Annotated in this window: 22 protein-coding genes; 3 read left to right on the forward strand and 19 right to left on the reverse strand. The window is 40.6% G+C overall.

Annotation, left to right across the window (positions count from 1 at the left end):
- Window positions 1-268 (reverse strand): hypothetical protein (locus tag NE535_RS17245; protein ID WP_261299829.1); only part of this gene is annotated, 268 nt, incomplete at its 3' end.
- An 87-nt stretch (window positions 269-355) separates the two neighbouring features.
- Between NE535_RS17245 and NE535_RS17250 the strand changes: the two genes are divergently transcribed.
- From NE535_RS17250 to NE535_RS18775, 3 genes are all read left to right on the forward strand, one after another.
- A protein-coding gene (locus tag NE535_RS17250; protein ID WP_261299830.1) for an IS3 family transposase occupies window positions 356-1,533 on the forward strand; the annotation gives its coding sequence in 2 pieces (ribosomal slippage) (window positions 356-611 and window positions 611-1,533; 1,179 coding nt in all).
- A 378-nt stretch (window positions 1,534-1,911) separates the two neighbouring features.
- A complete protein-coding gene (locus NE535_RS17255) occupies window positions 1,912-2,178 on the forward strand; it encodes a hypothetical protein (protein ID WP_261299831.1) in 267 nt (88 codons plus the stop codon).
- On the forward strand, window positions 2,171-2,356 hold the full coding sequence (locus NE535_RS18775) for a DUF4113 domain-containing protein (protein WP_425347471.1): 186 nt from the start codon (window positions 2,171-2,173) through the stop codon (window positions 2,354-2,356). Before NE535_RS17255 ends, NE535_RS18775 begins: the two co-directional genes overlap by 8 nt.
- Before the next feature lie 294 nt (window positions 2,357-2,650).
- Here NE535_RS18775 and NE535_RS17260 read toward each other — a convergent pair whose 3' ends face one another.
- From NE535_RS17260 to NE535_RS17345, 18 genes are all read right to left on the reverse strand, one after another.
- Window positions 2,651-3,769 (reverse strand): YecA family protein, encoded by a 1,119-nt coding sequence (locus tag NE535_RS17260; protein WP_261299832.1) that lies wholly within the window; start codon window positions 3,767-3,769, stop codon window positions 2,651-2,653.
- A gap of 130 nt (window positions 3,770-3,899) precedes the next feature.
- Entirely contained in the window at window positions 3,900-4,430 is a 531-nt protein-coding gene (locus tag NE535_RS17265; protein ID WP_261299833.1) for an RIP homotypic interaction motif-containing protein, read from the reverse strand.
- A 378-nt stretch (window positions 4,431-4,808) separates the two neighbouring features.
- On the reverse strand, window positions 4,809-5,813 hold the full coding sequence (locus NE535_RS17270) for a DUF4238 domain-containing protein (protein WP_261299834.1): 1,005 nt from the start codon (window positions 5,811-5,813) through the stop codon (window positions 4,809-4,811).
- 170 nt (window positions 5,814-5,983) lie between these two features.
- Entirely contained in the window at window positions 5,984-6,139 is a 156-nt protein-coding gene (locus NE535_RS17275) for a hypothetical protein (protein WP_261299835.1), read from the reverse strand.
- Window positions 6,140-6,622: 483 nt separating this feature from the next.
- Complete coding sequence (purF, locus tag NE535_RS17280) at window positions 6,623-8,137, reverse strand: amidophosphoribosyltransferase (protein ID WP_261299836.1); 1,515 nt, start codon at window positions 8,135-8,137, stop codon at window positions 6,623-6,625.
- Between the two features lie 35 nt (window positions 8,138-8,172).
- Window positions 8,173-8,661 (reverse strand): CvpA family protein, encoded by a 489-nt coding sequence (locus tag NE535_RS17285; RefSeq protein ID WP_188842803.1) that lies wholly within the window; start codon window positions 8,659-8,661, stop codon window positions 8,173-8,175.
- Window positions 8,662-8,839: 178 nt separating this feature from the next.
- Window positions 8,840-9,517 (reverse strand): cell division protein DedD, encoded by a 678-nt coding sequence (gene dedD, locus NE535_RS17290; RefSeq protein ID WP_261299837.1) that lies wholly within the window; start codon window positions 9,515-9,517, stop codon window positions 8,840-8,842.
- Between the two features lie 15 nt (window positions 9,518-9,532).
- Window positions 9,533-10,840 carry a bifunctional tetrahydrofolate synthase/dihydrofolate synthase gene (gene folC / locus NE535_RS17295; RefSeq protein WP_261299838.1) on the reverse strand — a complete coding sequence of 436 codons (1,308 nt, stop codon included), beginning with the start codon at window positions 10,838-10,840 and terminating at the stop codon, window positions 9,533-9,535.
- Between the two features lie 22 nt (window positions 10,841-10,862).
- Window positions 10,863-11,648, reverse strand: coding sequence for a tRNA pseudouridine(38-40) synthase TruA (gene truA, locus NE535_RS17300; RefSeq protein WP_261299839.1), 786 nt, complete (start codon window positions 11,646-11,648; stop codon window positions 10,863-10,865).
- A 90-nt stretch (window positions 11,649-11,738) separates the two neighbouring features.
- Window positions 11,739-15,941, reverse strand: coding sequence for a FimV/HubP family polar landmark protein (locus NE535_RS17305; RefSeq protein WP_261299840.1), 4,203 nt, complete (start codon window positions 15,939-15,941; stop codon window positions 11,739-11,741).
- A gap of 254 nt (window positions 15,942-16,195) precedes the next feature.
- Complete coding sequence (locus tag NE535_RS17310; protein ID WP_261299841.1) at window positions 16,196-17,212, reverse strand: aspartate-semialdehyde dehydrogenase; 1,017 nt, start codon at window positions 17,210-17,212, stop codon at window positions 16,196-16,198.
- Window positions 17,213-17,376: 164 nt separating this feature from the next.
- On the reverse strand, window positions 17,377-18,519 hold the full coding sequence (locus tag NE535_RS17315) for a 4-phosphoerythronate dehydrogenase (protein ID WP_261299842.1): 1,143 nt from the start codon (window positions 18,517-18,519) through the stop codon (window positions 17,377-17,379).
- A gap of 63 nt (window positions 18,520-18,582) precedes the next feature.
- Complete coding sequence (gene glnS, locus NE535_RS17320; protein ID WP_261299843.1) at window positions 18,583-20,253, reverse strand: glutamine--tRNA ligase; 1,671 nt, start codon at window positions 20,251-20,253, stop codon at window positions 18,583-18,585.
- A gap of 154 nt (window positions 20,254-20,407) precedes the next feature.
- Window positions 20,408-22,717: a Fe(2+) transporter permease subunit FeoB gene (feoB, locus tag NE535_RS17325; RefSeq protein ID WP_261299844.1), complete on the reverse strand. Its 2,310-nt coding sequence runs from the start codon at window positions 22,715-22,717 to the stop codon at window positions 20,408-20,410.
- A complete protein-coding gene (locus NE535_RS17330; RefSeq protein WP_188842787.1) occupies window positions 22,710-22,949 on the reverse strand; it encodes a FeoA family protein in 240 nt (79 codons plus the stop codon). The genes feoB and NE535_RS17330 overlap by 8 nt, the downstream gene beginning before the upstream one ends.
- A gap of 393 nt (window positions 22,950-23,342) precedes the next feature.
- Window positions 23,343-23,867 (reverse strand): GNAT family N-acetyltransferase, encoded by a 525-nt coding sequence (locus NE535_RS17335; protein ID WP_261299845.1) that lies wholly within the window; start codon window positions 23,865-23,867, stop codon window positions 23,343-23,345.
- Window positions 23,868-23,951: 84 nt separating this feature from the next.
- Window positions 23,952-24,230 carry a peptidylprolyl isomerase gene (locus NE535_RS17340; protein ID WP_188842783.1) on the reverse strand — a complete coding sequence of 93 codons (279 nt, stop codon included), beginning with the start codon at window positions 24,228-24,230 and terminating at the stop codon, window positions 23,952-23,954.
- Between the two features lie 83 nt (window positions 24,231-24,313).
- Window positions 24,314-26,158, reverse strand: a complete 1,845-nt coding sequence (locus tag NE535_RS17345; RefSeq protein WP_261299846.1) for a DUF885 domain-containing protein — start codon at window positions 26,156-26,158, stop codon at window positions 24,314-24,316.
- Window positions 26,159-26,204: the final 46 nt, after the last annotated feature.

Genomic DNA, 26,204 nt, shown 5'->3' on the forward strand with positions numbered 1-26,204 from the left:
TTTCTTCATTATATTCTTGTGATTTTATAAGCACTTTCTCTACTACATACATGCGCAAATTGGCTATTTCAGTTGTAATTTCAAGAATAACATCTCTTTTTTTATCCAATAAGTGTGTTTTTTTGCTACTTGAAGTTGCAACTAAAGCAGCAATAAATGCTGATAATACCATCGCTACTGGTGCTAAGTAGGAAGCGAGAACTGATGTATCCGAACTTGCTGACTCGATGAGTATCTGACAAACATCTAAAGTTTCTTTTAAGCTCAATTGATCGTTCCTTTGTAGTGGCATAGTTATTTTGGCCACCTAAATAGAGGTGATATTATTGCCTCGTAGACAACTTTAGGTGAGCACATGAGATCGACAAGCAGAAGAACATTTAGCGCTGAATTCAAACTTGAAGCAGCCCAATTAGTCCTCGATAAGAACCACACAATAATTCAAGCAGCAAAAGCGATGAACGTGGGTAAATCGACTATGGATAAGTGGGTGAGACAGCTAAAATTAGAACGTCAGGGCGGCACACCCAAAGCATCTCCAATGACTCCTGAACAAATTGAAATCCGTGAGTTGAAGAAACACATAGCACGTATTGAGGAGCATAACCTTATCTTAAAAAAGGCTACCGCTCTCTTGATGTCAGACTCGATGAACAATTTGCGCTAATCAGCCAACTCAAGCAGAGCCACTCTATTCTTACAATTTGTAATGCATTCAAAGTGCATCGAAGTAGCTATAAATATTGGCTAAAAAGAAAAGACCATATCGATGCTGATTTTACAATTTTATGCAGTGAAGTGAAGGCCGCGCATCGTATTAGTAATGGCTCTGCCGGTGCTAGAACGATAGCGCAATTAGTGACGAACAAAGGGATTAAACTCAGTCGTTATCGAGCTCGAAATCTCATGCTCAAACTTGGATTAGTGAGTTGTCAGCAGCCTAAGCATGCTTATAGGAAAGCAACACAAGAGCATGTTGCTATCCCTAATACGCTTAATCGACAGTTTGCTGTTACCCAACCAAATAAAGTGTGGTGTGGCGACGTGACGTATGTTTGGGTCGGTAATCGTTGGGCATATTTAGCGGTTGTTCTAGATTTATTTTCCCGCAAACCTGTGGGATGGGCCTTGTCATTATCGCCAGATAGCGAACTGACGTGCAAAGCCTTGAATATGGCGTTTGAGTTAAGGGGTAAACCTGAGAATGTGATTTATCACAGTGATCAAGGTTCGCATTACACAAGCTTGAAATTCAGACAGTTATTATGGCGTCTTCAAATTGAGCAAAGTATGAGTCGTCGCGGGAATTGTTGGGATAACGCACCAATGGAGCGCTTCTTTAGAAGTTTGAAATCTGAATGGGTGCCAGTAAATGGTTATGGTAATTTTACAGAAGCAGATAAAGAAATAACAAACTACATCACGGGATATTACAGTGAAACCAGACCCCATCAATACAATGGTGGGTTAACGCCAAATGAGTCAGAACGTTTATATTGGAATGACTCTAAAACCGTGGCCAATTTTACTTGACCACTACACTTTGTTTTGTCTATACACCTGATTCAAGGCTAGAATGATATCGTAACGAAACCGTTTCTCATAGTAAAACTAACCCTATCCCTCATGAAAAACTCCGGTAAGTTACTGCTAAGAAACGAAAAAAGTTGTAAGCTAGCCATAATTTTGACAAGGAGGTTGAAACACAGAATTGGACAGTAATGATTTAGAGTATCCAGTCTAATTTGACTGGAGTTGGTTAGAAAAAGTATTTTAACTCCCTAACTCACACAGCCCCTATGCCTCCTAATCTAGGGCATCGCAAGGGCGTGTAGCAGTTTATATTTAAACTAGCATTGTTTAGCTGTAATTTTCAGCCCCCTGATTAAACATTTGATTAAATGAGGTTTTATGAAATTTTTAAATAGCTTATTACATGAGTTACAAGAGAGAGAATTACAAAACACCCTATCTTCTATTAGTAGCTGCATTGACTTAAGTAGAGTAATTCTTAAAGATGTTGAAAATGACGCCGAGGCTTTAGATAGGTTAAATGCAGCTTTACTATTTGCAAAGGCGATTAATGGTACTAATGGTTCTGGAGTTAATCCTTGTATGATGGAGTTGCCAGATTTTTGCTTTAAGATTTCAAAGGGGAAAATAGTACTTGATGTTTAGTGGCAGTACATCTAGCCTAAAACTTATACGTACTTACGATGATATTAATCAGCATTTTGGAACCAATGCACTGTTTTTAGCCCCTCAAGGTACAGAACAAAAATGGTCAATGAGAAGGAACTTACAGACAAAGCATTACACAGCCAAATGGGATTGTGTACCGCAGATCAGGTGTTGAGGCTATAGCGTAGAATTGGACAGAAATTGGTTAGTGCTTAAGCTCTAAAACTTAAGGCAGTCATTATCATTGCTAATGACTGTCTTAAGAAAGCGGGTTTATGTTCATTAAGAGATGGGGGACGCAGTTCATTCTCGAGACAAGAAGCTAACCAGAAAGCTTAGTTAGGCACTCTAATTGAACCAGCCTCGGCTCTGGCATCCTGCTTCACCCTCCTAAATCCATATAGTCGTGTACGGATGCCAAATGCAGAGTGGTGTGGGGGCTAGAGGCTAGACACTTCCGGCGATTCGATTAGAAATTTATTTTCGTTATATTTTCAACTTCCCAACCAGTAAATCTAATGCCATCATCGATGAGTAAAGATTCGACTTCAAACTCAAAGGGGTTAACACCACTCATAATTAGATTCTCTACTTTCTTTTTTTGAGGCTCACTCAAGCTATCCCACCAAGCCGGAGAGGTGAAAGTATTTTCAGCCACGCCGTAGAAAAAGCGAACTAGCTTTGTAAATAGCTCTTCTTTAGCGCTAACTAGTAGAGTTTCAATAAAACCTTGAGCAATTGATTCACCTTTAAGCCAACTTAGTACAGCATAACCTTTTCCATCACTAGAAAATGAGTTAAACACCAAATACTCGGGGACTACGGATAAATCACCCAAATCCTGTATCAAGTTGCCGTTAAAGTCTGTAATAGGGGCAACGATAGATGAAACAACCACAGGAATAGGAGCCGATGACTCAAGTATCAAGTGGCACATCTCATTTGTTGTATGACCCTGCAGTTGCTCATCGAGTTTACTTTTAAACTCGGACAATTCATCAATTGCTGTTTGCACACCCAATTGGTTGTTAGCTGCAAATTTTTGAATAAAGAATTGTTCGATAGGCTGCTTCCCCTTATCTCCTTGCTTTAACAGCTCAGAACTAATTACGCTCCCCTCTTTGGCATATAGTTCCTTTGCCACAGAACGGTACATCAAAGCAAAACACTGATCTTCCTCATTTGCGAACGGTTGATCCTCCACACACGAAAAAAGTGATTTGTCATGATGAGAGCAAAAACCTTTAAAAGTAGAAGCTTGGTTTACACCAATTTTTTCTAGGACTAACTTGCCTTCACTCTTAAACAAATTTGATAGGTTTATTTTTAAACCTAAAACATGATTAGTAGAATCTGCAATCGCAATAAGACTGCCGCTTTTGGAAATAGTGTGGGCATTTATTATTTTTTTACTGCATTCTTCCTTAAGCGCATCAGGTACATAACAGCACTTACGCTGGGCAATTTTATTAGAATGCGTAATAGCTTCACCTTTAGTTATTGATTTTTCACTATCTCTTCCATAATGACAGTGTTTATACTTCTTCCCAGAATCACACCAGCACTTCATATTTCGACCAATTTTCATGATAGATCACCTACAACTTAATGATGAATTAAAAAATTTCTAACGCGTTGCTAAGCGGACTAAAATAGTGGGTTATAATGTGTAGTGAAATTTAACCTACTAATTTAGTTAAGTAACTTGCCTGCACGATTTAACCACCAAGTAAACCTAGTATTCCTGACGTTGCTCCACCGAGTACGCCAGCAACAACTGGATTATCCATAAGCTTTCTTAATGCACTTTTTGCTTCTTGTTTTTCAGAGTCATTAATATCAGATGAATTTATTCTCTCTACTAACTCTTTTAAGCCAGTCTCAATATTTTGAGTATTATGATCACCAACTTGAATACCTTGGGAATTAGAAATATTGATCGTTGTATTTTTATGAACAGGAGGCTTATTAAGTAACGAGCTATCTTTTTTCAGTTTTAGTTTCCAACTAGCAGGAATTGAATGTAACCCAGCATTATAATTTGTTTCTAGAATCGTATATGACTCTTCTTTACCATTTGGCAGAACTCGCATCAGTTTCCAGCCCTCTTCAACATCGAGAGCCTTCTCAAAAATAGTGGCTGACAATCCGCCTTGAGTACCAATTGCAGTCTTATAGGCAACGGAGCGTTCTCCATTACTACTTTCAATATAAACGGTATCATTTTGTAAACTTGCAAATGGATTCATTATTGCTCCTTAGGTGAAAATACGTGTCGTATAACGTCTTAGTATTTGTGCGTTGCGCATAAATTAGGCAAAACACGCATGCACATTTAGTCAACCTATTATTTAAGCCTTACCAAAGTAAAGCTATTGATTTATAAGCACTCTACCAGAGTGGATATGAATAAACTAGCACGGCAAATTGAAGAATAAGCATTGGTATTGATGTCTTATCGAAAGTAGTTAGTAGCAGCCGTTTATCGATTAGTAAAAGTAGGTCAACAGGCTTATTGTTTATCTGTGCAGCACATCATCTGAAACTCATAAAGGGGCAGATACGGGTTAGAATGTTCCCATCATAAGCCATTGATGGAAGGTGCTTGTTGAACATAGATACAACATCTATAGAGAATTGCTTTGTTGTTTTCTCACCAGCCTTAACTTACCACCTACACACTTAAGATATGGCTTCAATGATTCTTCTGATTTGCCAAATATGTGCACGTGAGCGTTCCTAGCAACTTTGGAGTTCATTTCTTTTACAATGTTGATATCAACATGAGACAACCCAGGTTTGAACCGATTTGATCTATTTATCATGAAAGCAACAGTGGGTGAAATTGGGTAGAATAAATCGCACTGATGATCTTCTGGTGGCCTTACCTCATCAGTCAACTCTTGATGTACATTAACAACTGGTTGATCTGCCGTAATAAATGATTCGCTAGTATTATTGATCAATAAGCAATGGCTATCGCTGTTCCTAGTAGAATAAAATGACCATCCCATATTCATACCAAACATATAGCTCATAAACCACCAACTCTCTTTTGTAAGCTGATTAATTCTTTGAAATTGAGGGGCTGAGTTTTTGCCAATAGCTGATAGCACCCTATCTCTAAATGTTTTGGTTCTTGTGAACTGGTGCGCGAGGTAGATAAAAAAGACTAGCTTTCTATTGTCTTCGTCAAGAGCTGATAAGTCTTGTTTAGCTAGCGCTTGAATTATTTCTTTTACATCATTTTCATGGCTAGTGTGCAAGTCCTCAATACCGTTGCAATTAAACACTTCAAAATGTTTTTCTATTTCTTCATCATAGATACCACTTTGTGTGTATAACATTTCTGCTCGTTGCATATATACAAAGTCACTAAGATAAGACATATGATTTTCTTCAAGATGCTTTGGGCTTTTTTTAGACCAACTTTTGATGTTATCAATATGTTCTACTGTCAAAGGCTGGACTTTATAAAAATCTCTCTCTTTAGCTATCATTCTCGTGCTACCCAAAACAACTTTTCCCTTACCAGAACGAAACCAAATATTTCTATCTGTTGACCAGTTTCTGAGGTAATAAGCCCAAACATAATGATGTTCTTTTTTAGCTTGCGAGCTTTTTTGAGTCATTGATAACGTTACCTTGGTTGAACAATTAAATTCATGTCACTAGACATCGTAGTAACATTAGCCTAATTAGGTCAAACAACTTCTTCAATAAATGTAGCGAACAATAGTTCTAACACATTTCGGGGCAAAAACAAGTTAGCTTTTTTGAAATAATCTTATACCACCATTCTTTATGACTTGCCGACTAAGTAAATAATCGAAAGGTTCATTATGGTGATTTGCGAGCCGGCCATCCGACCCATGGATGGGTCGGCTGAGCTACAAGGACGTACTTGCTGCGTGTCGGTGAGTAAATGCCATGCTGAAACTATAAATATAAACTTCACGATACATTCTTTACTATGTGCGAAGTTTCATGTTCATAGTGGCCTTAGGCCATATTCCAAACAAACCTTGGGGCAAAAACAAGTTAGCTTTTTTGAAATAATCTTATACCACTATTCTTTATGACTTGCCGGCTAAGTAAATACTCGAAAGGTTCATTATGGTGATTTGCGAGCCGACCATCCGACCCATGGCTGGGTCGGCTGAGCTACAAGGACTTTTTTATTTCAATAGAATGCTGCGTGTCGGTGAGTAAATGCCATACTGAAACTATAAAGATAAACTTCACGATGCATTCTTTACTATGTGCGAAGTTTCATGTTCATAGTGGCCTTAGGCCATATTCCAAACAAACCTTGGGGCCAAACCAAGTCACAAAATAACTATTTTTATGCTGCCATGAAAAAACCTATATTTTCAGGTCGTAGAAAACAAAAAACCTGCATTTAGCAGGCTTTTGTCATTACATCGACTAACGATTTAACTTACGGATGACACTCATTGTGCATTTCTAAGTTAGTGCCGATATCTTTATTACGATTCGCTTTAGCATCATCATTACGCAATTGCATAATGTGGTCTAAATACGCTTGATCGACATCGTTGGTGATGTAATGACCATCAAATACCGATGTTTCGAAACGTTTAATTTCTGGATTTTCCATTCTAACCGCTTCAATTAAGTCGGTTAAATCTTGGAAAATTATGCCATCTGCACCAATGATTTTTGCAATTTCATCTGCATCACGACCATGGGCAATAAGCTCGTTAGTCGTTGGCATATCAATTCCATACACATTCGGAAAGCGAATTTCTGGTGCCGCTGAAGCAAAATACACTTTCTTTGCGCCAGCATCACGTGCCATTTCAATAATCTGTTCTGAAGTAGTACCACGTACAATAGAATCATCAACCAGTAATACATTCTTGCCTTTGAACTCGGCATTGATAGCATTCAGTTTACGACGCACTGACTTCTTACGCTCTTGTTGACCAGGCATAATGAAGGTACGGCCAATGTAGCGGTTTTTAACAAAACCTTGGCGATATGGTAAGTCCATAGAACGAGCAATTTCGAGTGCAACGTCACAAGAGGTTTCAGGAATAGGAATAACTACGTCAATATCGTGTTCATCCCATTCTTTTTTGATTTTTTCACCTAACTTAGTGCCCATGTTTACGCGGCTGCCGTATACCGAAATATTATCGATAGTCGAATCTGGACGGGCAAAGTAAACGAATTCAAAAATACAAGGAGAATAGCTTGGGTTAACGGCACATTGGCGAGTAAATAATTGGCCATCAAGTGTCACGTAAATCGCTTCACCTGGAGCCACATCACGCATTACCTCAAAGCCAACCGCATCTAAAGCAACACTTTCAGATGCCACCATATATTCAGTGCCAGATGCTGTTTCGTGCTTACCCAATACTAATGGGCGAATACCAAACGGATCGCGAAATGCCACCAAACCTTGACCAATAATCATAGCCGTAACGGCATAAGCACCACGCGTTTGAGCATGTACTTTACTGACAGCATCAAACACTTCGTCAGCTGATAAAGTTAAGCTACGAGTCTCTTGTAGTTCATCGGCCAATAGGTTCAATAAAATTTCAGAATCTGAAGTGGTATTGATATGGCGACGCTTGCTTAACAAGCTTGCGGCTAATTCAGTAGTATTGGTTAAATTGCCATTGTGAGCCAATGAAATACCAAACGGTGAGTTAACGTAAAACGGTTGAGCCTCCGAAGCACTTGAGCTACCTGCTGTTGGGTAACGAACATGACCTATGCCAGCATTACCTTGCAAACGTTGCATGTGCTTTGGTTCAAATACATCTTTAACCAAGCCATTTGCTTTACGTAAACGAAACGCATTTACGTCAACGGTAACAATACCCGCAGCATCTTGACCACGATGTTGCAGTACGGTCAATGAGTCATAAATGGTTTGATTAACTGAAGACTTGCCTACTATTCCGACGATACCACACATGGGTAAGGTTCCTCACTGTAAGGTGTTTTATAGTTTTAGATTTTGGGTACAAAGCTTGATGTGTTTTCCAAGTAGTCAAAAAACCACTGAATAACCACACCAAATTCGGGCACGAGTACTGATTCCTTCCACCAACTGGTTGAGGGAAAACCGGTAAATGCATCCATGAAAAATAGTAACGCGCTGACGATTAACGCCCCGCGAATAGCACCAAAACACACACCAAGTACTCTATCTGTACCTGACAAACCGGTTTTAGCAACGAGTTGACCAAGAAGGTAATTAACTAAGGCACCAATAATAAGCGTTGCGATAAAAAGAATAGCAATAGCAACGCCGTTGCGCACCATTTCATCTTGCATTTGCGATAAATGAACGGCGAGGTCGAGATAAAACTGACTGGCGATAAAAAAAGCCGCAAACCATACCACTAATGACATGGCTTCTTTAGCAAACCCACGGACTAAACTAATCAGGGTAGATAAGCTAATAACAATAATAATTGCGTAATCAATCCAAACCATTGGGATGGGGATCCGGGTAACCTTTAAGACGGCGCGATTCTAACAGAGGTGAAGACTTTTCTCACCCCTATAGACCAAATTAATCATACATGAATGAGAACAATCAATTTGCACTATAAACAAATTAGCGCTAGGGCTGATAAAACGCTACAAAATCAGCCTCTAATGCCGACAACACTTACTTGTCCATCGGATCATAAACAACAATTTTGCCTTTCAATCCGGTTAATTTAGTAATTGCACCTTGGCGAGATTCTAGTTTTTGTTTTGATACTTCAGGGCCGACAAACACACGGGTCAATTTACCTTCGACGGGTTTTGTGGGTAGTGTATATGCGGTATAACCAGATAATCGTAATTGGGCGATTAGGGCTTCTACATTTTTGGCATTATTAAAGCCACCAAGTTGCAGTGTATAGCCTGACTTAATGATATTTTTTTGAGTTTGAGGTTTGTCGATAACCTTTTTGGCCGGTTCTTTAACTGCTGGAGTTTTAGCAACCACAACCTCTTTTGTCGTATCACTTTTTGTAGCAGGTTTACTAGCTGCAGGCTTGCTAACTGTGGCAGCATCAATGTTACCTAACGGAACCACATCATCATTGACGGCTTTATCAGCAAGCAAGGTGTGTTCTGCTTCATTTGGTTCAATATCGACACTGGCAACTTCAGGTACTTCAAACTCTTGTGGCGCCGCATTATTATTTTGATACTGATTGGTGGGACGTAAAGGAATTTCAGTAAACTCTTCTACTACTTTAGCTTTTTTACCATCCAAAAGATCAGGCAAAAAAATCACTCCAAGAGCGACAAGGACTATGGTGCCAACTAAGCGGTTTTGAAATTGACGTTTCAAGATAATTTCCCAGTGTTACAGTTTTGATTTAAAAGCAGCGACAGTATAAAAAGAGCCAAATACAATTACCACATCATCGGGTTGAATAGTAGTGCTAATCGATTGCCAAGCGTCATCAATATCATCAAAGGTGTTGATGTTTAATTTATTTTCAGATGTTGCTTGTGCTGGTTCAACAGTCAATAAATGGTGTTGCAATTGCGTTGAGGTTGCACCTCGTTCAGTAGATAAGGTGACTAAATTCCATTGGTCAACCACCGCTATTAGCTCAGCAAAAACACCCGCAATATCTTTGTCTTTTAGCATGCCACAGAGGGCAATAACCTTAGCTGAAACATTCGCTTTTTGCGCCAGCTTTTGACGTAATTGCACGGCTAAATATTTTGCTGCATGAGGGTTATGGGCAACATCTAACAACACCAGCGGAGCTTGACTCACGCATTCTAGCCGACCGGGTAATGTGGCTAATGCCAATCCGCGGTTGATATCTGAAATGCTAATTTGTGGCCAAATTTGATTAATTAAAGCGACTACGCAAGCAGCATTCGCTAAAGGCAGTGAAGGTACTGTTAAAGACGTCAATTGCTGCGCTTGAGTCGAGAATAACCAGCTGTCACCATTGAGTTGATATTCAAACTCATGGCCCACTCTTAACAACTGACACGCTATTTTCTGTGCATACTCAGTCACTGAGTGCGGCAAATTGGGTTCGCCAACTATACTGATACAGTGACTGCGGCATACGCCAGCTTTTTCCCGGCCAACTAATTCACGTGTATTGCCTAAATATTCTTGATGGTCTAAATCAATTGAAGTGATAATGGTTGCGGTAGAGTCAATCATATTCGTGGCATCTAAACGCCCCCCAAGACCGACTTCTAAAATGATCACATCTAATTTAGCTTGTTTAAATAAGTATAAACCTGCCAGAGTCGCGTATTCAAAAAAGGTTAATGAGATATCAGTTCTGGCTTGCTCAATGGCCATAAAAGCTTCAATAAACTGTTCGTCAAGACAATCTTTTTGGTTGATACGCACGCGTTCGTTATAGCGTAATAAGTGCGGTGAACTGTAAACCCCCACTGTTTTCCCGCTTTGAATTAATACAGACTCAAGCATGGCGCAGGTTGTACCTTTACCGTTGGTTCCTGCAACCGTAATGACCTGCGCAGGCGCTAAATCCATTAGTCCTAAACGCCCAGCAACCTCAGAAACTCTGGCAAGTCCCATATCAATTTCACTTGGGTGAATGGCTAATAAATAATCCAGCCATTGATCTAAATTTGCTTGATGACCTGGCATAAGGGTTTTAATTGTATCCATCAGAAGTGGTTGCCTTAAAGTATTAATCCAGCATAAACAAAGGCCCGAGGGCCAGCTTTGGCAAATCATATTGCTCAGGATAGGTCACATCAACTAAATATAAGCCATTGGGTTTTGCGGTTGCCGCGGCTTGGTTTCGGTCTTTAGCGATTAATAATTGGCCTAACCAATCTATCGGTTGATTACCTAATCCGACCTCGATTAACGAGCCGACAATATTGCGCACCATATGATGTAAGAATGCATTGGCCTTAATATCAACCATAATATACATCCCTTGGCGCGAGACGCGCACATGATGCACATTGCGAAATGGCGTATTGGATTGGCATTGTACAGCCCTGAAACTGGTAAAATCATGTTCGCCAAGTAACAGTTGCGCCGCCTGATGCATACGTGATTCATCAATATCACCATGATAATGACTCACGCCTTGGCGTAATATCCCAGGACGTAAAGAATGGTTGTAAATGATATAGCGGTAGCGTCTAGCTGTGGCGCTAAAGCGCGCATGAAAGCTGTCATCGACTTCTTTTGCCCAGCGCACGGCTATAGAGTCCGGCAGCTGTGTATTGACCCCAAATGTCCATGCTGACATAGGACGCACGACATCGGTTTCAAAATGAACCACCTGACCCGTACCATGTACACCGGAGTCCGTGCGGCCCGCACACAGAACTTCCACTGGTTTATTTGCAATATACGAAAGCGCTTTTTCTAATTGTGCCTGAACAGAATCGACTTCAGCTTGGCGCTGCCAACCAAAATAATTACTGCCATCATATTCGACACCTAAGGCTATCCGCATAACTTGACCCTTTCACTTTAAAATGGCGCGTATTTTAGCACAAAAAAAACGACGCATGTCTAAGCGTCGTTTTAAAAAAGTGCCCTAAATTCAGGTTAATTTTTTCAATAAAGAGTTTGCTTCAGCTTGTTGACGAGAATTACCATCATTTTGCACTTCTTTTAACAGTGCTTTGGCGCTATCTTCATCTTCAATTTCAATATAGGCACGGGCTAAATCTAACTTGGCATTAACTGAATTTTCTTCATCGTCGACATCGACCATATTAGTATTACCCAACAATGATCCAACCCCGCCCATATCAACATCAACATCTTTGTAATTGTCTAATACAGGAACATCACCTTCGTCAGCATCATTAAGCAATTTATTAATATCAATAAAACCATTTTCTCGTTCAAAATTGCTCAGTTCTGCTTCAGTAATCTTTAGTGAAACAGCATCGCCCTCTTCTTTATCGAGTGCGGCAAGCGCTTCATCAACAGTAAGAGTATCATCGTCTAATACAAATTCGTCATCAACAGAAAAGTCGTCTGAGAGGGTAAATTCGGTTAAATCATCGTCGCTAAAATCTACGTCATCGTTAGTCTGTAAATTTGGAATGGTCTCTTTCTGGGATGAAGACAACTTAGATGCACTATTAAAGATATCCGTTTCCCAATCCAACATATTTTCTTGAGGCTTTTTAGCCGCTTTCAAATCATTGAAAAAACCTGAATCTTTTTCTACTTTAACATTTGTCCCTTTATTTTCACTGACAGCATCCTCATCTAACTCTGATGCTGAATCAGTTTCAAAGGTAAGTGGGTCAAAATCTACTGCAACGTCGTCCTTCAATGAAGACAAATCATCTGCTTCTGTGCCCATATTCGCTAATAGCGCATCAAGTTCACTTTCAGCATCAGATAAAATTGAATCATCAATATCATCAACCAATACACTGCCTGCATCTTTAACATCACCAGCTTTCAACAGCTCAGATTCTAAGGTGTTTAAATCAAGATCGTCATCGGTTACTGTCGGTGCTTGAGCTTGTTCTAACTCTGAAATTAAACCCGTTAAATCATCGCTTTCATCATCAGCAATTATGTCTAATGACAAGCTATCATCGGCTTCATCTTCCATGCTAGCCAACTCTAAATCGGCAAGTAATGAATCTAAGCGCTGATCATTTTCAGGGACTTCTTCAAAATCTAATATTTCATCTGTCAAATCATCTGTTTGCGTATCAGTCTCATCCGAGTCGAAACTGGCTAACAAGGCATCAAGATCGTCATCACCTTCAAGCGGAGGTTCAGAACCTTGCTCATCAACAGACTCTCGTTCAGCCGTAATAGCCTCACTTAAATCTTCGCTATTATCGGTAATGTTATCTTCTTCTAAGCTATCCGCTGCGCTTGCTGCATTTTGTGTTTCGCTAGCATCTTGGGCATCAAAGCTGGCTAGCAGCGCATCGATATCATCATCTTCTGCAACATCAACGTCTTTGTTAGCAAGATCATCGTCTGATTCTAGTTCAGCGGCGATGGCATCGGCGAGATCTTCGTTATCATCGCCTGAGCTATCAATGGCTTGGCTATCATCGGCAGCGCTATATTCTGAGTCAGATGCAGCGCTTGCTGCATCTTGTGTTTCGTTAGCATCTTGAGCATCAAAGCTGGCTAGCAGCGCATCGATATCATCATCTTCTGCAACATCAACGTCTTTGTTAGCAAGATCATCGTCTGACTCTAGTTCAGCGGCGATGGCATCGGCGAGATCTGCGTTATCATCCTCTGAGGTATCCGCAATGCTTGGTGTATCTTGTGTTTCGTTAGCATCTTGAGCATCAAAGCTGGCTAGCAGCGCATCGATATCATCATCTTCTGCAACATCAACGTCTTTGTTAGCAAGATCATCGTCTGACTCTAGTTCAGCGGCGATAGCATCGGCTAGGTCTTCGTTATCATCCTCTGAGGTATCCGCAATGCTTGGTGTATCTTGTGTTTCGTTAGCATCTTGAGCATCAAAGCTGGCTAGCAGCGCGTCGATATCATCATCTTCTGCAACATTAATGTCTTTGTGAGCAAGATCATCGTCTGACTCTAGTTCAGCGGCGATGGCATCGGCTAGGTCTTCGTTATCATCCTCTGAGGTATCCGCAATGCTTGGTGTATCTTGTGTTTCGTTAGCATCTTGAGCATCAAAGCTGGCTAGTAGCGCGTCGATATCATCATCTTCTGCAACATCAACTTCTTTGTTAGTAAGAGCATCGTCTGACTCTAGTTCAGCGGCGATAGCATCGGCTAGGTCTTCGTTATCATCCTCTAAGCGATCCGCAATGCTTGGTGTATCTTGTGTTTCGTTAGCATCTTGAGCATCAAAGCTGGCTAGCCGCGCGTCGATATCATCATTTTCTGCAACATTAACGTCTTTGTTAGCAAGATCATCGTCTGACTCTAGTTCAGCGGCGATGGCATCGGCGAGATCTTCGTTATCATCCTCTGAGTTATGTTCGGCAGTGCTTGGCGCATCTTGTGTTTCGTTGTCATCTTGAGCATCAAAGCTGGCTAATAGTGCATCGATATCATCATCTTCTGGTTCTTCAGAAGTCTTTTGCGTTTCAAAGCTGGCTAACAACGCGTCGATATCATCATCGGCTTTAGTATCGGCAGGAATATTGGCTATCGACTCATCGTTTTCTGATGATTTAGAAACAGCCTCACTGTCATCAACATCAAATCCAGCTAACAGAGAGTCGATATCGTCTACATTGACATTGTTACTATCTGGATTGTCGCTAAGCGTTTCAGGCTCATCAACATCATCGGCTGACATCTCAAAACCAGCCAAAAGGTCATCGATATTATCTTGTTCACTTGATACTGATGAGGATTTTACTTCATCAATGATGTCTGCCGGTTGTTCGTTATCAATATTAGCCAATAATGCATCTAAATCATCTTCCGGAGCAGCAGATACTGCGGGCTCATCCAGATCATCGTCATCTAACCCTGCAAGTAAATTATCCAGATCTTCATCGGTTTCTAAAGGGTCAAGTTCAGAGTCTTGCTCCTCCATCGCTTCAGCCCAAAGATCATCTAATGAAGTGACGTCATCATCCTCTTCAGCAACAGGCTCTTGCGCTGTATCAGGCTCCTCAATGAACATAGCCGCAGCCATGTCCATCTGATCATCATCAATGTGCAGCTCGGTTTCAGGCTGCATATCTAAACTGTCTAAATCGAGAAGATCATCAATAGACTCTTCATCATCGCTATCAAGATGAACGGCTAGGTCTTCTAAATCGTTATCATTGTTTGCATCAGAAGCCGCTGCTTTAGGTTCTGAAACCGTTTCAGGGGCTGATTTGGGATCATCTTTTGCGTTAGCACGACGACGTAATATTAAAAATATTACCCCAAAAAGCAGTAAAATAGGTAACGCCGCAGCTGCAATCAACAAGCCGGTATTATTTGTCAGATTACGCCAAAAGTCAGTGGGTTGTTCAATAGCAGGTTTGTTAGCTTCTTCCAATTCAGTGGCTAACATTTCATTTTTATTGACTAAAAGTTGATGCTTTTCAAGTTGTAATTGAACATCCTCTTCCAGGTTACTGATGATCTGAGTCAGCTCTTCAACTTTTTGTTTTAAAACTTGATTATCACTACGGGTTGCCATCAGCTGATCTTGTGCTCTTGCAAGCTCATCGGTCAGCATTAAGGTTTTATTGTTAGCCTTGTCGAGTTCGTTATTTAATTCCGCCATTTCATTCTTCTTAGCTGCGCTAAGGGGCTCAACATTTGCAACAACAGGTTGCTGTGGGGTGATCTGTAATGGCTTTTCTGGGGTAACGGGTTTTGCTTGGACTTGCTTCACCACATTGGTGTTGACCGAAGGTTTTGGTGTTACTGCAGGCTTAGCTGTTCTGGCTAATCTGTCATCACGTTCAGCACGTAATTTAGCCTGCGCTTTTGGTATCGCCGCCATCACTTCAGCTGAAGGTATGGCTAAAATCATACCTTTTTCTAAAGAGTTATAATTATTGTCACTGAATGCATGCGGATTGGCATCAAATAATGCCGACATCACCTGATAAATCGTAATTCTATCGTTGGGGCGGACTTTTTGAGCGATGCTCCAGAAAGTATCAGAGGGGGTAGTCGGACCATACTGCCGTGCTTGTTTAACCTCGCCATTGGGCCCGGTAATTTTAAGCGTATCGGCTTGAGCCGAAAGCAAAAGTTGGCTTGCGGAGATTGCTGTGGTGGCAGATAAAAGTAAACCCACCCAATATGAAGTACGAGATGTCATTCAGTCCTTCCCTTTTAGCGCGAAATATTTGTCATCATGACAACTGGCTTTAGGTCATTTTTTCGTTTGTTATATGCTTATAAATTTCGTTCGTTGTTATTGATTAATGAAATTTTGGCATTTTTACGACTATAAACTAAGTTTGTCAGCCCTGCTACATCGAGACAAGCCTAAAACTAAAAAAGCCCACAATATGCGGGCTTTTTACACTAAATCACTCTATTACCTGAGGTAATAGTTAATTCATCGGTTACTTAGTAGTAATCACGAATGAGAATTTCAGCAATTTGTACACTGTTTAACGCCGCACCCTTACGAATGTTATCGGCCGTTACCCATAAATTTATACCATGAGAATGAGAAATATCTTTTCTGATACGTCCAACAAAAACAGGATCATGCCCAGCAGAGTCTGTTACTGCTGTCGGATAATCATCATCATTTTCAAAAAGTACTACACCTGGAGCATCGCGAAGCACAGATTTTATCGCTTCAGCGTCAACAGGCTCACGGGTTTCAAGGTGAACCGCTTCAGAGTGGCCATAAAACACTGGCACACGAACCGCTGTTGGGTTAACCACGATTTCGCTGTCACCAAATATTTTTTGTGTTTCCCACACCATTTTCATTTCTTCTTTGGTGTAGCCGTTTTCCATAAACTTATCGATTTGCGGTAACACATTAAAAGCGATCTGTTTTGGATAAACACTTGGTTCTGCTGGTAAGCCTTGTAATAATTTAGCGCATTGTCCGGCTAATTCATCGATAGCTTTCTTGCCTGTTCCCGATACCGATTGATAAGTTGCCACGTTAATACGTGTAATACCAAAGGCATCATAGATTGGCTTTAATGCAACCAACATTTGAATGGTTGAGCAATTCGGATTGGCAATAATATTACGGTTACGAAAATCGGCAATGGCTTCAGGGTTAACTTCTGGCACAACTAATGGGATATCGATGTCATATCTAAAGTGAGAAGTATTATCAATCACAACACAGCCGGCTTCAGCAGCAATTGGAGCCCACTTTTCAGACACATCACCACCAGCCGAAAAGAACCCGATTTGCGCCTGAGTCCAGTCGAATTTTTCTACATCAAGAATTTCAACTTGCTTACCATGAAAACTAACGGTTTCACCAGCACTGCGACTACTCGCTAAAGGAAATAACTTAGCAACCGGAAAATTACGCTCTTCAAGGATCTCAATCATTGTTTGACCCACTGCGCCCGATGCACCTAAAACGACAACATTAAATTCTTGAGACATATTAACGCCCGACTCCTAATAATCTTATTGAACTGACAATCTACCTAGTTTATTGAGCTTATGCTAGGGTTGAATAGTGAAAAATGTCGCGATTTAGCTGATTTTTTCTCAACTGACTACACTTGTAGCAAAATAGGTAAAGAATACCTATTAAATAGCAATTATTACTGTGAATACCCCAATGACCATAACATTTTTATGCAATCTGAACTTGCAGAAAATGCATTGTCAATGCAAGAGTTGACGGCTAATGCACTAAATTCACGTCGATGAGTATGTTGCTTTCTCAGTAAATCAAAACCTGCAGAGGTATGAAATGATTGCCTGAATAACGCATCGTCATCACGAAGATCAAATACCAAACGACACATTTTGAGTAAGTGACTTTCATCTAAACTTGCGGTATTGAGTGACTGCTGAAACTCAAATGGAGGCAATAAGTCCACAAGCGATTTAGTCGCTTGTTGTTGTAATATTCGGCACAGGGTTTGATATAACATAAAAGTGCCTCTTGCCTTACCTTCTAGGCTGTAGCCCGCAATGTGAGGGGTAGCGAACTCGACTAAGGGAACCAGATCTGCAATAGGATTTGGTTCACCCTCCCACACATCAAGTATGACTTTTATATCATTTCGCGCTTGTTTCATTTTGATAAGGGCGTGATTATCGATCACTTCACCTCGACAGCAATTAATCAACCAGGTGTTTGGTTTTAATGTATTAAGTCTTGCTCCATCAAATAAGTACCATGTTTTATGTGGGCCCACTTTAGTGATAGGCACGTGCAACGAGACAACATCAGCTTTTGCAATTAATTCATCAAGCGCCACAAATAGACGGCTATCACCCTCGGCTTGTTTAATCGGGTCACACAATAAAACCTGCAAACCATAAGCTTCGAAACACTTAGCAGCGGCAGTACCTGTATTACCTGCGCCAACAATACCAACTATTTTTCCTTTTAATTGAGTACCTAATCGCTTAGCAAGCTCTAACAATGCGATAAAAGCAAATTCACCTACTGCGGTTGCATTACACCCAGGCGCATTTGAGAACTCGATACCTCTTTGTTGCAAGTAATCGACATCAATGTGGTCGGTTCCAATGGTGGCACTGCCAACAAAAATGAGCTTGGTAGCCTGATCGATTAAAGCCTGATTCACCTTAGTCACAGAACGAACTAATAAGACATCGGCGTCTTTCACTTGCTCTGCGGTTAAAGTGCGGCCGTTTACAAATTCAATTTGGCCAAATTCAGCAAATAATTCCTCAACATAAGGCATGTTTTCATCTGCAACTATTTTCATCGATTTTCCACACGGTTAAATAACAAAAAAGGCGCACAATGCGCCTTAATTACATAAGATGATTTAAGCGAATGAATCTCTTAACGGAACAGTTAAGTTAAACACTAAGTGCTCTGCACTTGAGTCTTTACTGTCAGCACAGAAATATCCTTCACGCTCAAACTGATAAGCTTTTTCAGCAGGAGCTGAAACTAAACTCGGCTCAACTAAACCATTTAATACCACTAATGAATTAGGGTTAATCACTTCATCCACCGTATCGAACGCCGCTGGATTGGCATCGGTAAATAAACGATCGTATAAGCGGAACTCAGCAGGTTTAGCAGATGATGCTTCCACCCAATGGATCACGCCTTTTACTTTGCGACCATCAGCAGGATTCTTACCTAATGTTTCATCATCGTAGCTGCAGTAAACCGTCGTTACGTTACCTTCGGCATCTTTCTCACAACGCTCAGCTTTTATGACATAAGCATTACGTAAACGCACTTCTTTGCCTAAAACTAAACGTTTAAAGTGTTTATTTGCTTCTTCTTTAAAATCTTCAGCATCGATAAACAACTCACGTCCGAAAAATAGCTCGCGAGTGCCCATGGCTTCATTCGATGGATGCGCCGCAGCTTGAATGCTTTCAGGTTCAGCATGTGGATAATTTTCAATAACCACTTTAATGGGACGCAGTACGGCCATCGCACGTGGTGCATGTTCGTTTAACTCTTCACGAATACAGGCATCTAACATACCTACTTCCACTAAGTTATCTTGTTTAGTCACGCCAATGCGTTGACAAAACTCACGAATAGCACCTGGCGTATAACCTCTACGACGTAAGCCCGCAATCGTCGGCATACGAGGGTCATCCCAACCACTAACCAGATTACGAGTAACCAAGTCATTCAACTTACGCTTAGACATTAAGGTATATTCAAGGTTTAAGCGTGAAAACTCATATTGACGAGTACGGTTAGGCGCCTGAAAATCATCTAAATGGTCTAACACCCAGTCGTACAAACGTCGGTTGTCCTGAAACTCTAGTGTACAAATCGAATGGGTGATGTTTTCCATCGCATCAGAGATACAGTGGGTAAAATCATACATGGGATAAATGCACCATTTATCACCCGTTTGATGATGATGTGCAAAACGAATACGATAGATAATCGGATCACGCATACACATAAAAGGTGATGCCATATCAATCTTTGCGCGCAGTGCACATTCGCCTTCTTTGAATTCACCCTTACGCATTTTTTCAAATAACGTGAGGTTTTCTTCAACAGAAGTATCGCGATATGGACTATTTTTGCCAGGCTCTTTCAATGTGCCTCGATATTCACGAGTTTGTTCACCGTTTAAGAAACAAACGTAAGCTAATCCTTTTGTGATTAACTCAACGGCATATTGATGCAATTGGTCAAAATAATTTGATGAATAACGAATATCGCCAGACCATTCAAATCCCAACCAGCGCACATCTTCCTGGATAGATTTAACGTAGTTAATATCTTCTTTTTCAGGATTAGTATCATCAAAACGTAAATTACATTGTCCCTGGTAATCTTTCGCGATACCAAAGTTCAAACAAATTGATTTTGCGTGACCTATATGCAGAAAGCCATTAGGCTCAGGCGGGAAACGGGTGTGCACTTGGTTGTGCTTACCACTTTTTAGGTCTTCATCAATGATATTACGAATGAAGTTACTTGGACGTACTTCGGTGTCCACTTGACTCATGAAAATCCTCTTGGCACACGATGGCAATATTGTCAAAAAATAGATGATCCTACAGATCTCCAACAGTTACAACTATTGCACAAAAAAAATAGCGAAAAAAACAATAAACCCAGCAAAAGCTGGGTTTATTGGTCAAAATTTATCTATTAATTAGCTAGCCGGTAATAATTTTAATACCAGGGATAATTTGCTGAGCTTTCTGGCCTTTCTTCTTTAACCAGATGAAGAAAATCACTAACGCCAGCATGAAGAAACCAATCCAGGCGGTTGATTGCATAGGATGCTTAGCAAATGTTGCCCCTTGGTAAACGACTGTTGCAGTGCCATATGCTAAAGCAAAGGTCCACAAAGCAGCAAAACGTGCCCATTTCATGCCAAACTCATTGACCAAAGCCCCCATAGCAGCAACACATGGGGTATAAAGCAAAATGAACAGCAAGTATGAAAACGCGGCAACTTGACCGCTAAAACCTGACTGTAATGCACTAAACGTTGATTTATCTACCGCTAACTCTTCTGCTGCAGTATCAATATCCGCCACACTTCCTACATCAATTGAAAGCGGGTCCTCTGGCGCTATCCCCAATAAGTTTTCCGGAATGGTTCTTAATGCTTCATTAAAGGTATCACTCAACGGCGCTAATGCTTCATCTCCAGAATCTGCTGAGCTATACAGACTGTTTAATGTGCCTACAACTGCTTCTTTAGCAAAAATACCGGTAATAATGCCAACTGTTGCAGGCCAATTATCTTGTTCTATTCCCATAGGAGCAAACAAAGGTGTCACTTGCTGACTGGCAACACTGAGTAGTGACTCTTGGCTATCTTCATGACCAAAGCTGCCATCAACGCCAATCGCATTGATAAAGTTGAGTAACGTAACAACAATAACAATGGTTTTACCCGCACCCATTATAAAACTTTTGGTGCGTTTGATTGTACGAGAAAATACCGCTTTAGCTCTCGGCATTTCATAGCTAGGCAGCTCCATTACCACTGCACTGCTAGTGCCAGGTAGTACGGTATGACGCAGAAGCAAGCCCGTGCCAATCGCCGCTAAAATACCAATAATATACAACAGGAAAACTAAGTTTTGGCCAGACTCTGGAAAGAAGGCCGCGGCAAATAATGCATAGACAGGTAAACGAGCACCGCAAGACATAAACGGTGCCATCATTCCAGTGACAATACGCTCACGCTCACTGCCTAATGTTCGGGTTGCCATGATCGCAGGTACAGAACAACCAAAGCCAACAATCATTGGCACAAATGCTTTACCTGGAAGACCGATGCGGCGCATTAAGCCATCGACAACAAAGGCGGCTCTGGCCATATAACCTGAAGCCTCAAGCACAGATAGCGCCAAGAATAATGCCGCAATAACCGGAATAAAGGTTGCAACAGTTTGAATGCCTTGCCCTACACCGCCAGCAAGAATCGTCACTAACCACTCAGGCGAGCCTATCGAACTAAGCATGGCACCAAAATGATCAACAAAAATCGCACCAGCAGTGATATCAAAGAAGTCAATAAATGAGCTGCCGACGTTGATACTGAACATAAACATCAGATACATCACAAATAAAAACACTGGGATGCCGAGAAAAGGATGAAGTACAAATTTGTCGAGTCGATCGGTCATGCTGAGATGTTGACCCACATTAACCGAAGCTTTAAAAATATGTTCGACAAAGTCATAGCGCGTAGCGGCAACCATCACTTCAATATCTTCACCACTGGCTTCAGCTTTTAATGTGCAAGCGCTAACAACATCTTTTAGCTGACTACTGTCACAACTACCGCACCCATTACCATTACCTAACATGGCCAGTGCACGCCCCCGACTTAGGGATGGCAATTGATGTAACTCAGACTGTTGTTGCAAGGTGATAACACTTTGTTCAATCTCTGGGTGATATTTAAGTTGCAGTGCTTTTTCTTCAACATCGCCATTCACAATAGCTAAAACACTCGCTTTCACCGATTCAACATCGCCTGAATCACGCGAACAAACACAAATTACCGGACAACCTAATGCGTTAATCATGGCTTCAATATCAATATCTATTTGAAGTTTTTTAGCCGCATCAATTTTGTTCAGCACCACAACCATCGGAATACCAAGTTCACGTAATTGCACTGTTAGGTACAAGTGACGCTCAATATTGGTCGCATCGACAAGGTTGATTATGGCATCCACTTTTTGCTCAGCGAGATATTGCTGGGCGATTTGTTCATCTAACGAGCAGTCGCAACTGTTGCCCGCTGGTAACAAGTCATAAATACCGGGTAAGTCCGTTAAAAATACCTCAGTATCAGCAAGTGAGAATTGGCCAGTTTTCTTTTCTACCGTTACGCCAGACCAGTTACCGACTTGCTGATTAGAACCCGTTAAGGCATTAAAAAGTGTTGATTTACCCGCATTTGGATTACCTACGGTGACACAATGAAATTGTTTAGTCATGCTGTACTACCACCTCAATTACATCCGCTAAGTCTTTGCGCATACAAATATGACTACCTCGAAGATTTAACTCAACACCTGAGCCCATTGGCGCTCGACGCACTAGACTAAAATGAGTATTTGGGGTGATCCCCATAGAAAGCAATTTACGCTTTACCGTTTGCGGAAGAGATAAATGTCCAATTTGACAAATGGTCGCTTTATCACCTGGACTTAGCTCACTAAGTTTCATTCAAGGTCACCTTATACAACATTAATTACCAGCCAATTCTAAACAAGCTTGCACAATGAAAACTTTACCTAGATCAAAGTTCCAGTGTTAACGAGAATTATTTTCAATTGTATTTGGTATTATGTGATAAAGCTCTTAGGAAAAGAAGCAATATTGATTGGAATTTACAGTGAAAACTTTTTCTATTTACAATTAGATAGCATCTGCAGCCAAATAGTGACAAAAGCAAGTTATCTGCGGGAATAAATGTATTAATGCTCGCTTAACATCCCAAAAAACAGCATCTTGAATATGTTTGCAAATTAGTAATGCCTATTGGGACGATAAATTAGCCATAATGGTGCGCTCAGCTGTACTAGCTCAGCCATAGAAACCTGGTGTGCCCAAGCATTTTTAATCGAGGATAAGGCCAAATTGAAAATCATCAACCCATTTGCCATGTAGGTAGGTGTGTTGTAACAACTTTCCTTCTAATATAAAGCCTAAATTTGTTAACACCTTTTGAGAAGCTAAATTAACACGCTCACACACTGCGACGTATTTATGAATATCAAATTGCAATCGCCCCCAATCAATAACCGCCTGTAAGCTTTCGGTGGCATATCCATTACCTTGCATATTAGGTGCAATTAAATAACCGACTTCGACTCTTTTTGAATACAGATCTTGACAATAAAACCCCGTCAGCCCGACAAATTGATTATCTAGAGTTTCAACAACTAATGTGAGCCATTGCCCTGTTTCTAGAGACCATGGAGCTAATCTTTTTTGAAAGGTTAATTTAATTTCCGTCTCAACAGCCAATTCACGAATATACTGATTAACTTCGACATTTTGGTGCATCATCAGGAAGTTAGGCCAATCCTGCTGTTGCAAGTTTCTGACTATCAATCTGTCACTATAAAGTGCAATATCCATTAACTTCCTCTCCAACAATAAAGGCAGCATAAGCCGCCTTTATTCCTTTAATGCCGGCTTCAATCAAGCCTAATACATTAAAACCTAACCTCGGCTAGTCACTTCTAATAAATGATAACCAAACTGAGTTTTCACAGGACCTTGAACAGTATTAAGAGGTGCACTAAAAACCACTTCGTCGAACTCTTTAACCATCATTCCTGGACCAAAAGAACCTAAATCGCCACCTTGAGAACCAGATGGGCATGAAGAATAAGACTTCGCTATATCAGCAAATTCAGCGCCATTTTCGATTTGTTGCTTTAATTCGTTACATTGCTCTTCAGTGCTGACTAACAAATGTCTTGCTGTTGCTTGTACCATTCTTACTCCTACTTATTTTTAGATAAAGATAAAAAGTGCCACATACCTTAACACAAATCAGATAAGTGACACACTCGATGCTATCAGTGTTTTGCTAATTCAGACTCAACCCAATCTGCTACTTTTGTTTCCATCACTGCCATTGGCAATGAACCCGTAGTCAAAATTTGGTCATGGAACCCCTTAATGTCAAACTTGTCACCTAACTTAGCTTCGGCTTCTGCTCGTAACTTAAGAATGGTTAATTGACCAACCTTATATGATAAGGCTTGCCCAGGAATAGCCATATAACGTTCCACTTCGGCAACAATATCCGACTCAGCCATAGGTGAGTTGTCTTTCATATATTGAATCGCTTGTTCACGGCTCCAGCCTTTTGCATGCAAACCAGTATCCACCACTAAACGCATGGCTCGTAACATTTCATCTGATAGTTTGCCAAAATATTGATAAGGATCTGAGAAAAGTCCCATTTCAATGCCTAAGTATTCAGCATATAAAGCCCAACCTTCTTCAAATGCAGTATAACCTTGGAAACGTTGAAACTCTGGTACGCCGGTTAACTCCTGCTTAATCGCTATTTGAAAGTGATGGCCTGGTGCAGCTTCGTGTAAAGATAAGGTGGTCATGCCCCACTTAGGTTGTGCTTTTAAGTTAAAAGTATTGATATAGAACACACCAGGTCGAGAACCATCAACCGCTGGTGATTCATAAGATGCGCCAGCTGCGGATTGCTCACGGAAAGCTTCAACCGGTTTTACAACATAATCCGCTTTCGGCATAACATTAAAGTAATTAGGTAGTACTTGATTGATTGAATCTTTCAACACCATATAACCATCAATCAAATCTTGTTTGTCAGTGAAAAAATATTGCGGCTCTGAAGAAAGAGATGCAAAGAAAGCTGTCAAATCGCCCTCAAATTTAACCTGCTCACGTACTTTATCCATTTCAGCTAATATACGTTTAACTTCAGATAAACCGATTTGATGGATTTCATCAACAGGCATTTTTGTTGTTGTATGGCTATTTGCCAAGTGCTGGTACCACACTTTACCGTTAGGTAATCCCCACCAACCATCCGACGATCTTGCATTTGGTAAGTAAGAGTTTTGAACATAATCACGAAGCTCAGTCAGTGCCGGAATTAATTTAACTGACAGGAAAGTTTTATAATCTTGATCTAACAGACTTTTCTGCTCATCAGTAAAAGAATCCGGCAATAATTTGATAGGCGAATAGAATAAACTGTCTTCTGGGTTGCTAACAACTTGAGCAGCGAGCTGAGGGAGCATTCTATCAACAAGTACTTTTGGCAAGACAACCTTGCTATTGATGCCCTCTTCCATACGAACTTGGGCTAATTGCAGCCAAGTGACAAACCCATTTAAACGGGACAGCCAGTTTTGATAATCTTCAACGGTATTAAATGGCTGAGCACTCTCACCAGACCCCAATTGCACCATGGTAAATACCGTATTATAAAACTGGTTCATTGGAAGAAAATGTTCTGGGTATGTCTCACTCATCAATGCCATATCTCGGTCATAGATAAACATGCTGTAACTCAGCTTTAAATCTGACGGCAACGCATCCACATCAATCTTTTTAGCTTCGGAAAAATACTTAGCATTAAGATCATGGCGAGCTTTGAGATAGTCTTCAGATAATGAATCACCAAACTGGTCGTTATATTGATTTACACCAACAAAAGTCGCGTAAATAGGTTCTAGCTTAAGTTGCTCCTGAAAAAAATTCTCAACCATAGTTAAATATGATTGTTTCGCAGAAATACTCGCTTTTTCTGCCTCTGCCGTTACAGCTTCTGCAGGACTTGTTGTGTTAGCGACTTGTTGAGAGCTTTTGTCGCCACAACCTTGAATCGCAAATAATAACGATATGCTGGCCGCAAGAAAGGTTTTCTTCATTTTTATTAGTCCTTTTACACATGAATCAAAAATCATATCTATAATT

It is taken from the genome of Shewanella holmiensis (assembly GCF_025370255.1).
GTDB classification, from domain to species: domain Bacteria; phylum Pseudomonadota; class Gammaproteobacteria; order Enterobacterales; family Shewanellaceae; genus Shewanella; species Shewanella holmiensis.

Excerpts from the sequence above, each read along its gene's own strand:
- NE535_RS17255 (WP_261299831.1), top strand. The coding sequence starts at position 1,912 with ATGAAATTTTTAAATAGCTTATTACATGAGTTACAAGAGAGAGAATTA.
- NE535_RS18775 (WP_425347471.1), top strand. The coding sequence starts at position 2,171 with ATGTTTAGTGGCAGTACATCTAGCCTAAAACTTATACGTACTTACGAT.
- NE535_RS17260 (WP_261299832.1), bottom strand. The coding sequence starts at position 3,769 with ATGAAAATTGGTCGAAATATGAAGTGCTGGTGTGATTCTGGGAAGAAG.
- NE535_RS17265 (WP_261299833.1), bottom strand. The coding sequence starts at position 4,430 with ATGAATCCATTTGCAAGTTTACAAAATGATACCGTTTATATTGAAAGT.
- NE535_RS17270 (WP_261299834.1), bottom strand. The coding sequence starts at position 5,813 with ATGACTCAAAAAAGCTCGCAAGCTAAAAAAGAACATCATTATGTTTGG.
- purF (WP_261299836.1), bottom strand. The coding sequence starts at position 8,137 with ATGTGTGGTATCGTCGGAATAGTAGGCAAGTCTTCAGTTAATCAAACC.
- NE535_RS17285 (WP_188842803.1), bottom strand. The coding sequence starts at position 8,661 with ATGGTTTGGATTGATTACGCAATTATTATTGTTATTAGCTTATCTACC.
- folC (WP_261299838.1), bottom strand. The coding sequence starts at position 10,840 with ATGGATACAATTAAAACCCTTATGCCAGGTCATCAAGCAAATTTAGAT.
- truA (WP_261299839.1), bottom strand. The coding sequence starts at position 11,648 with ATGCGGATAGCCTTAGGTGTCGAATATGATGGCAGTAATTATTTTGGT.
- NE535_RS17305 (WP_261299840.1), bottom strand. The coding sequence starts at position 15,941 with ATGACATCTCGTACTTCATATTGGGTGGGTTTACTTTTATCTGCCACC.
- NE535_RS17310 (WP_261299841.1), bottom strand. The coding sequence starts at position 17,212 with ATGTCTCAAGAATTTAATGTTGTCGTTTTAGGTGCATCGGGCGCAGTG.
- NE535_RS17315 (WP_261299842.1), bottom strand. The coding sequence starts at position 18,519 with ATGAAAATAGTTGCAGATGAAAACATGCCTTATGTTGAGGAATTATTT.
- glnS (WP_261299843.1), bottom strand. The coding sequence starts at position 20,253 with ATGAGTCAAGTGGACACCGAAGTACGTCCAAGTAACTTCATTCGTAAT.
- feoB (WP_261299844.1), bottom strand. The coding sequence starts at position 22,717 with ATGACTAAACAATTTCATTGTGTCACCGTAGGTAATCCAAATGCGGGT.
- NE535_RS17330 (WP_188842787.1), bottom strand. The coding sequence starts at position 22,949 with ATGAAACTTAGTGAGCTAAGTCCAGGTGATAAAGCGACCATTTGTCAA.
- NE535_RS17335 (WP_261299845.1), bottom strand. The coding sequence starts at position 23,867 with ATGGATATTGCACTTTATAGTGACAGATTGATAGTCAGAAACTTGCAA.
- NE535_RS17340 (WP_188842783.1), bottom strand. The coding sequence starts at position 24,230 with ATGGTACAAGCAACAGCAAGACATTTGTTAGTCAGCACTGAAGAGCAA.
- NE535_RS17345 (WP_261299846.1), bottom strand. The coding sequence starts at position 26,158 with ATGAAGAAAACCTTTCTTGCGGCCAGCATATCGTTATTATTTGCGATT.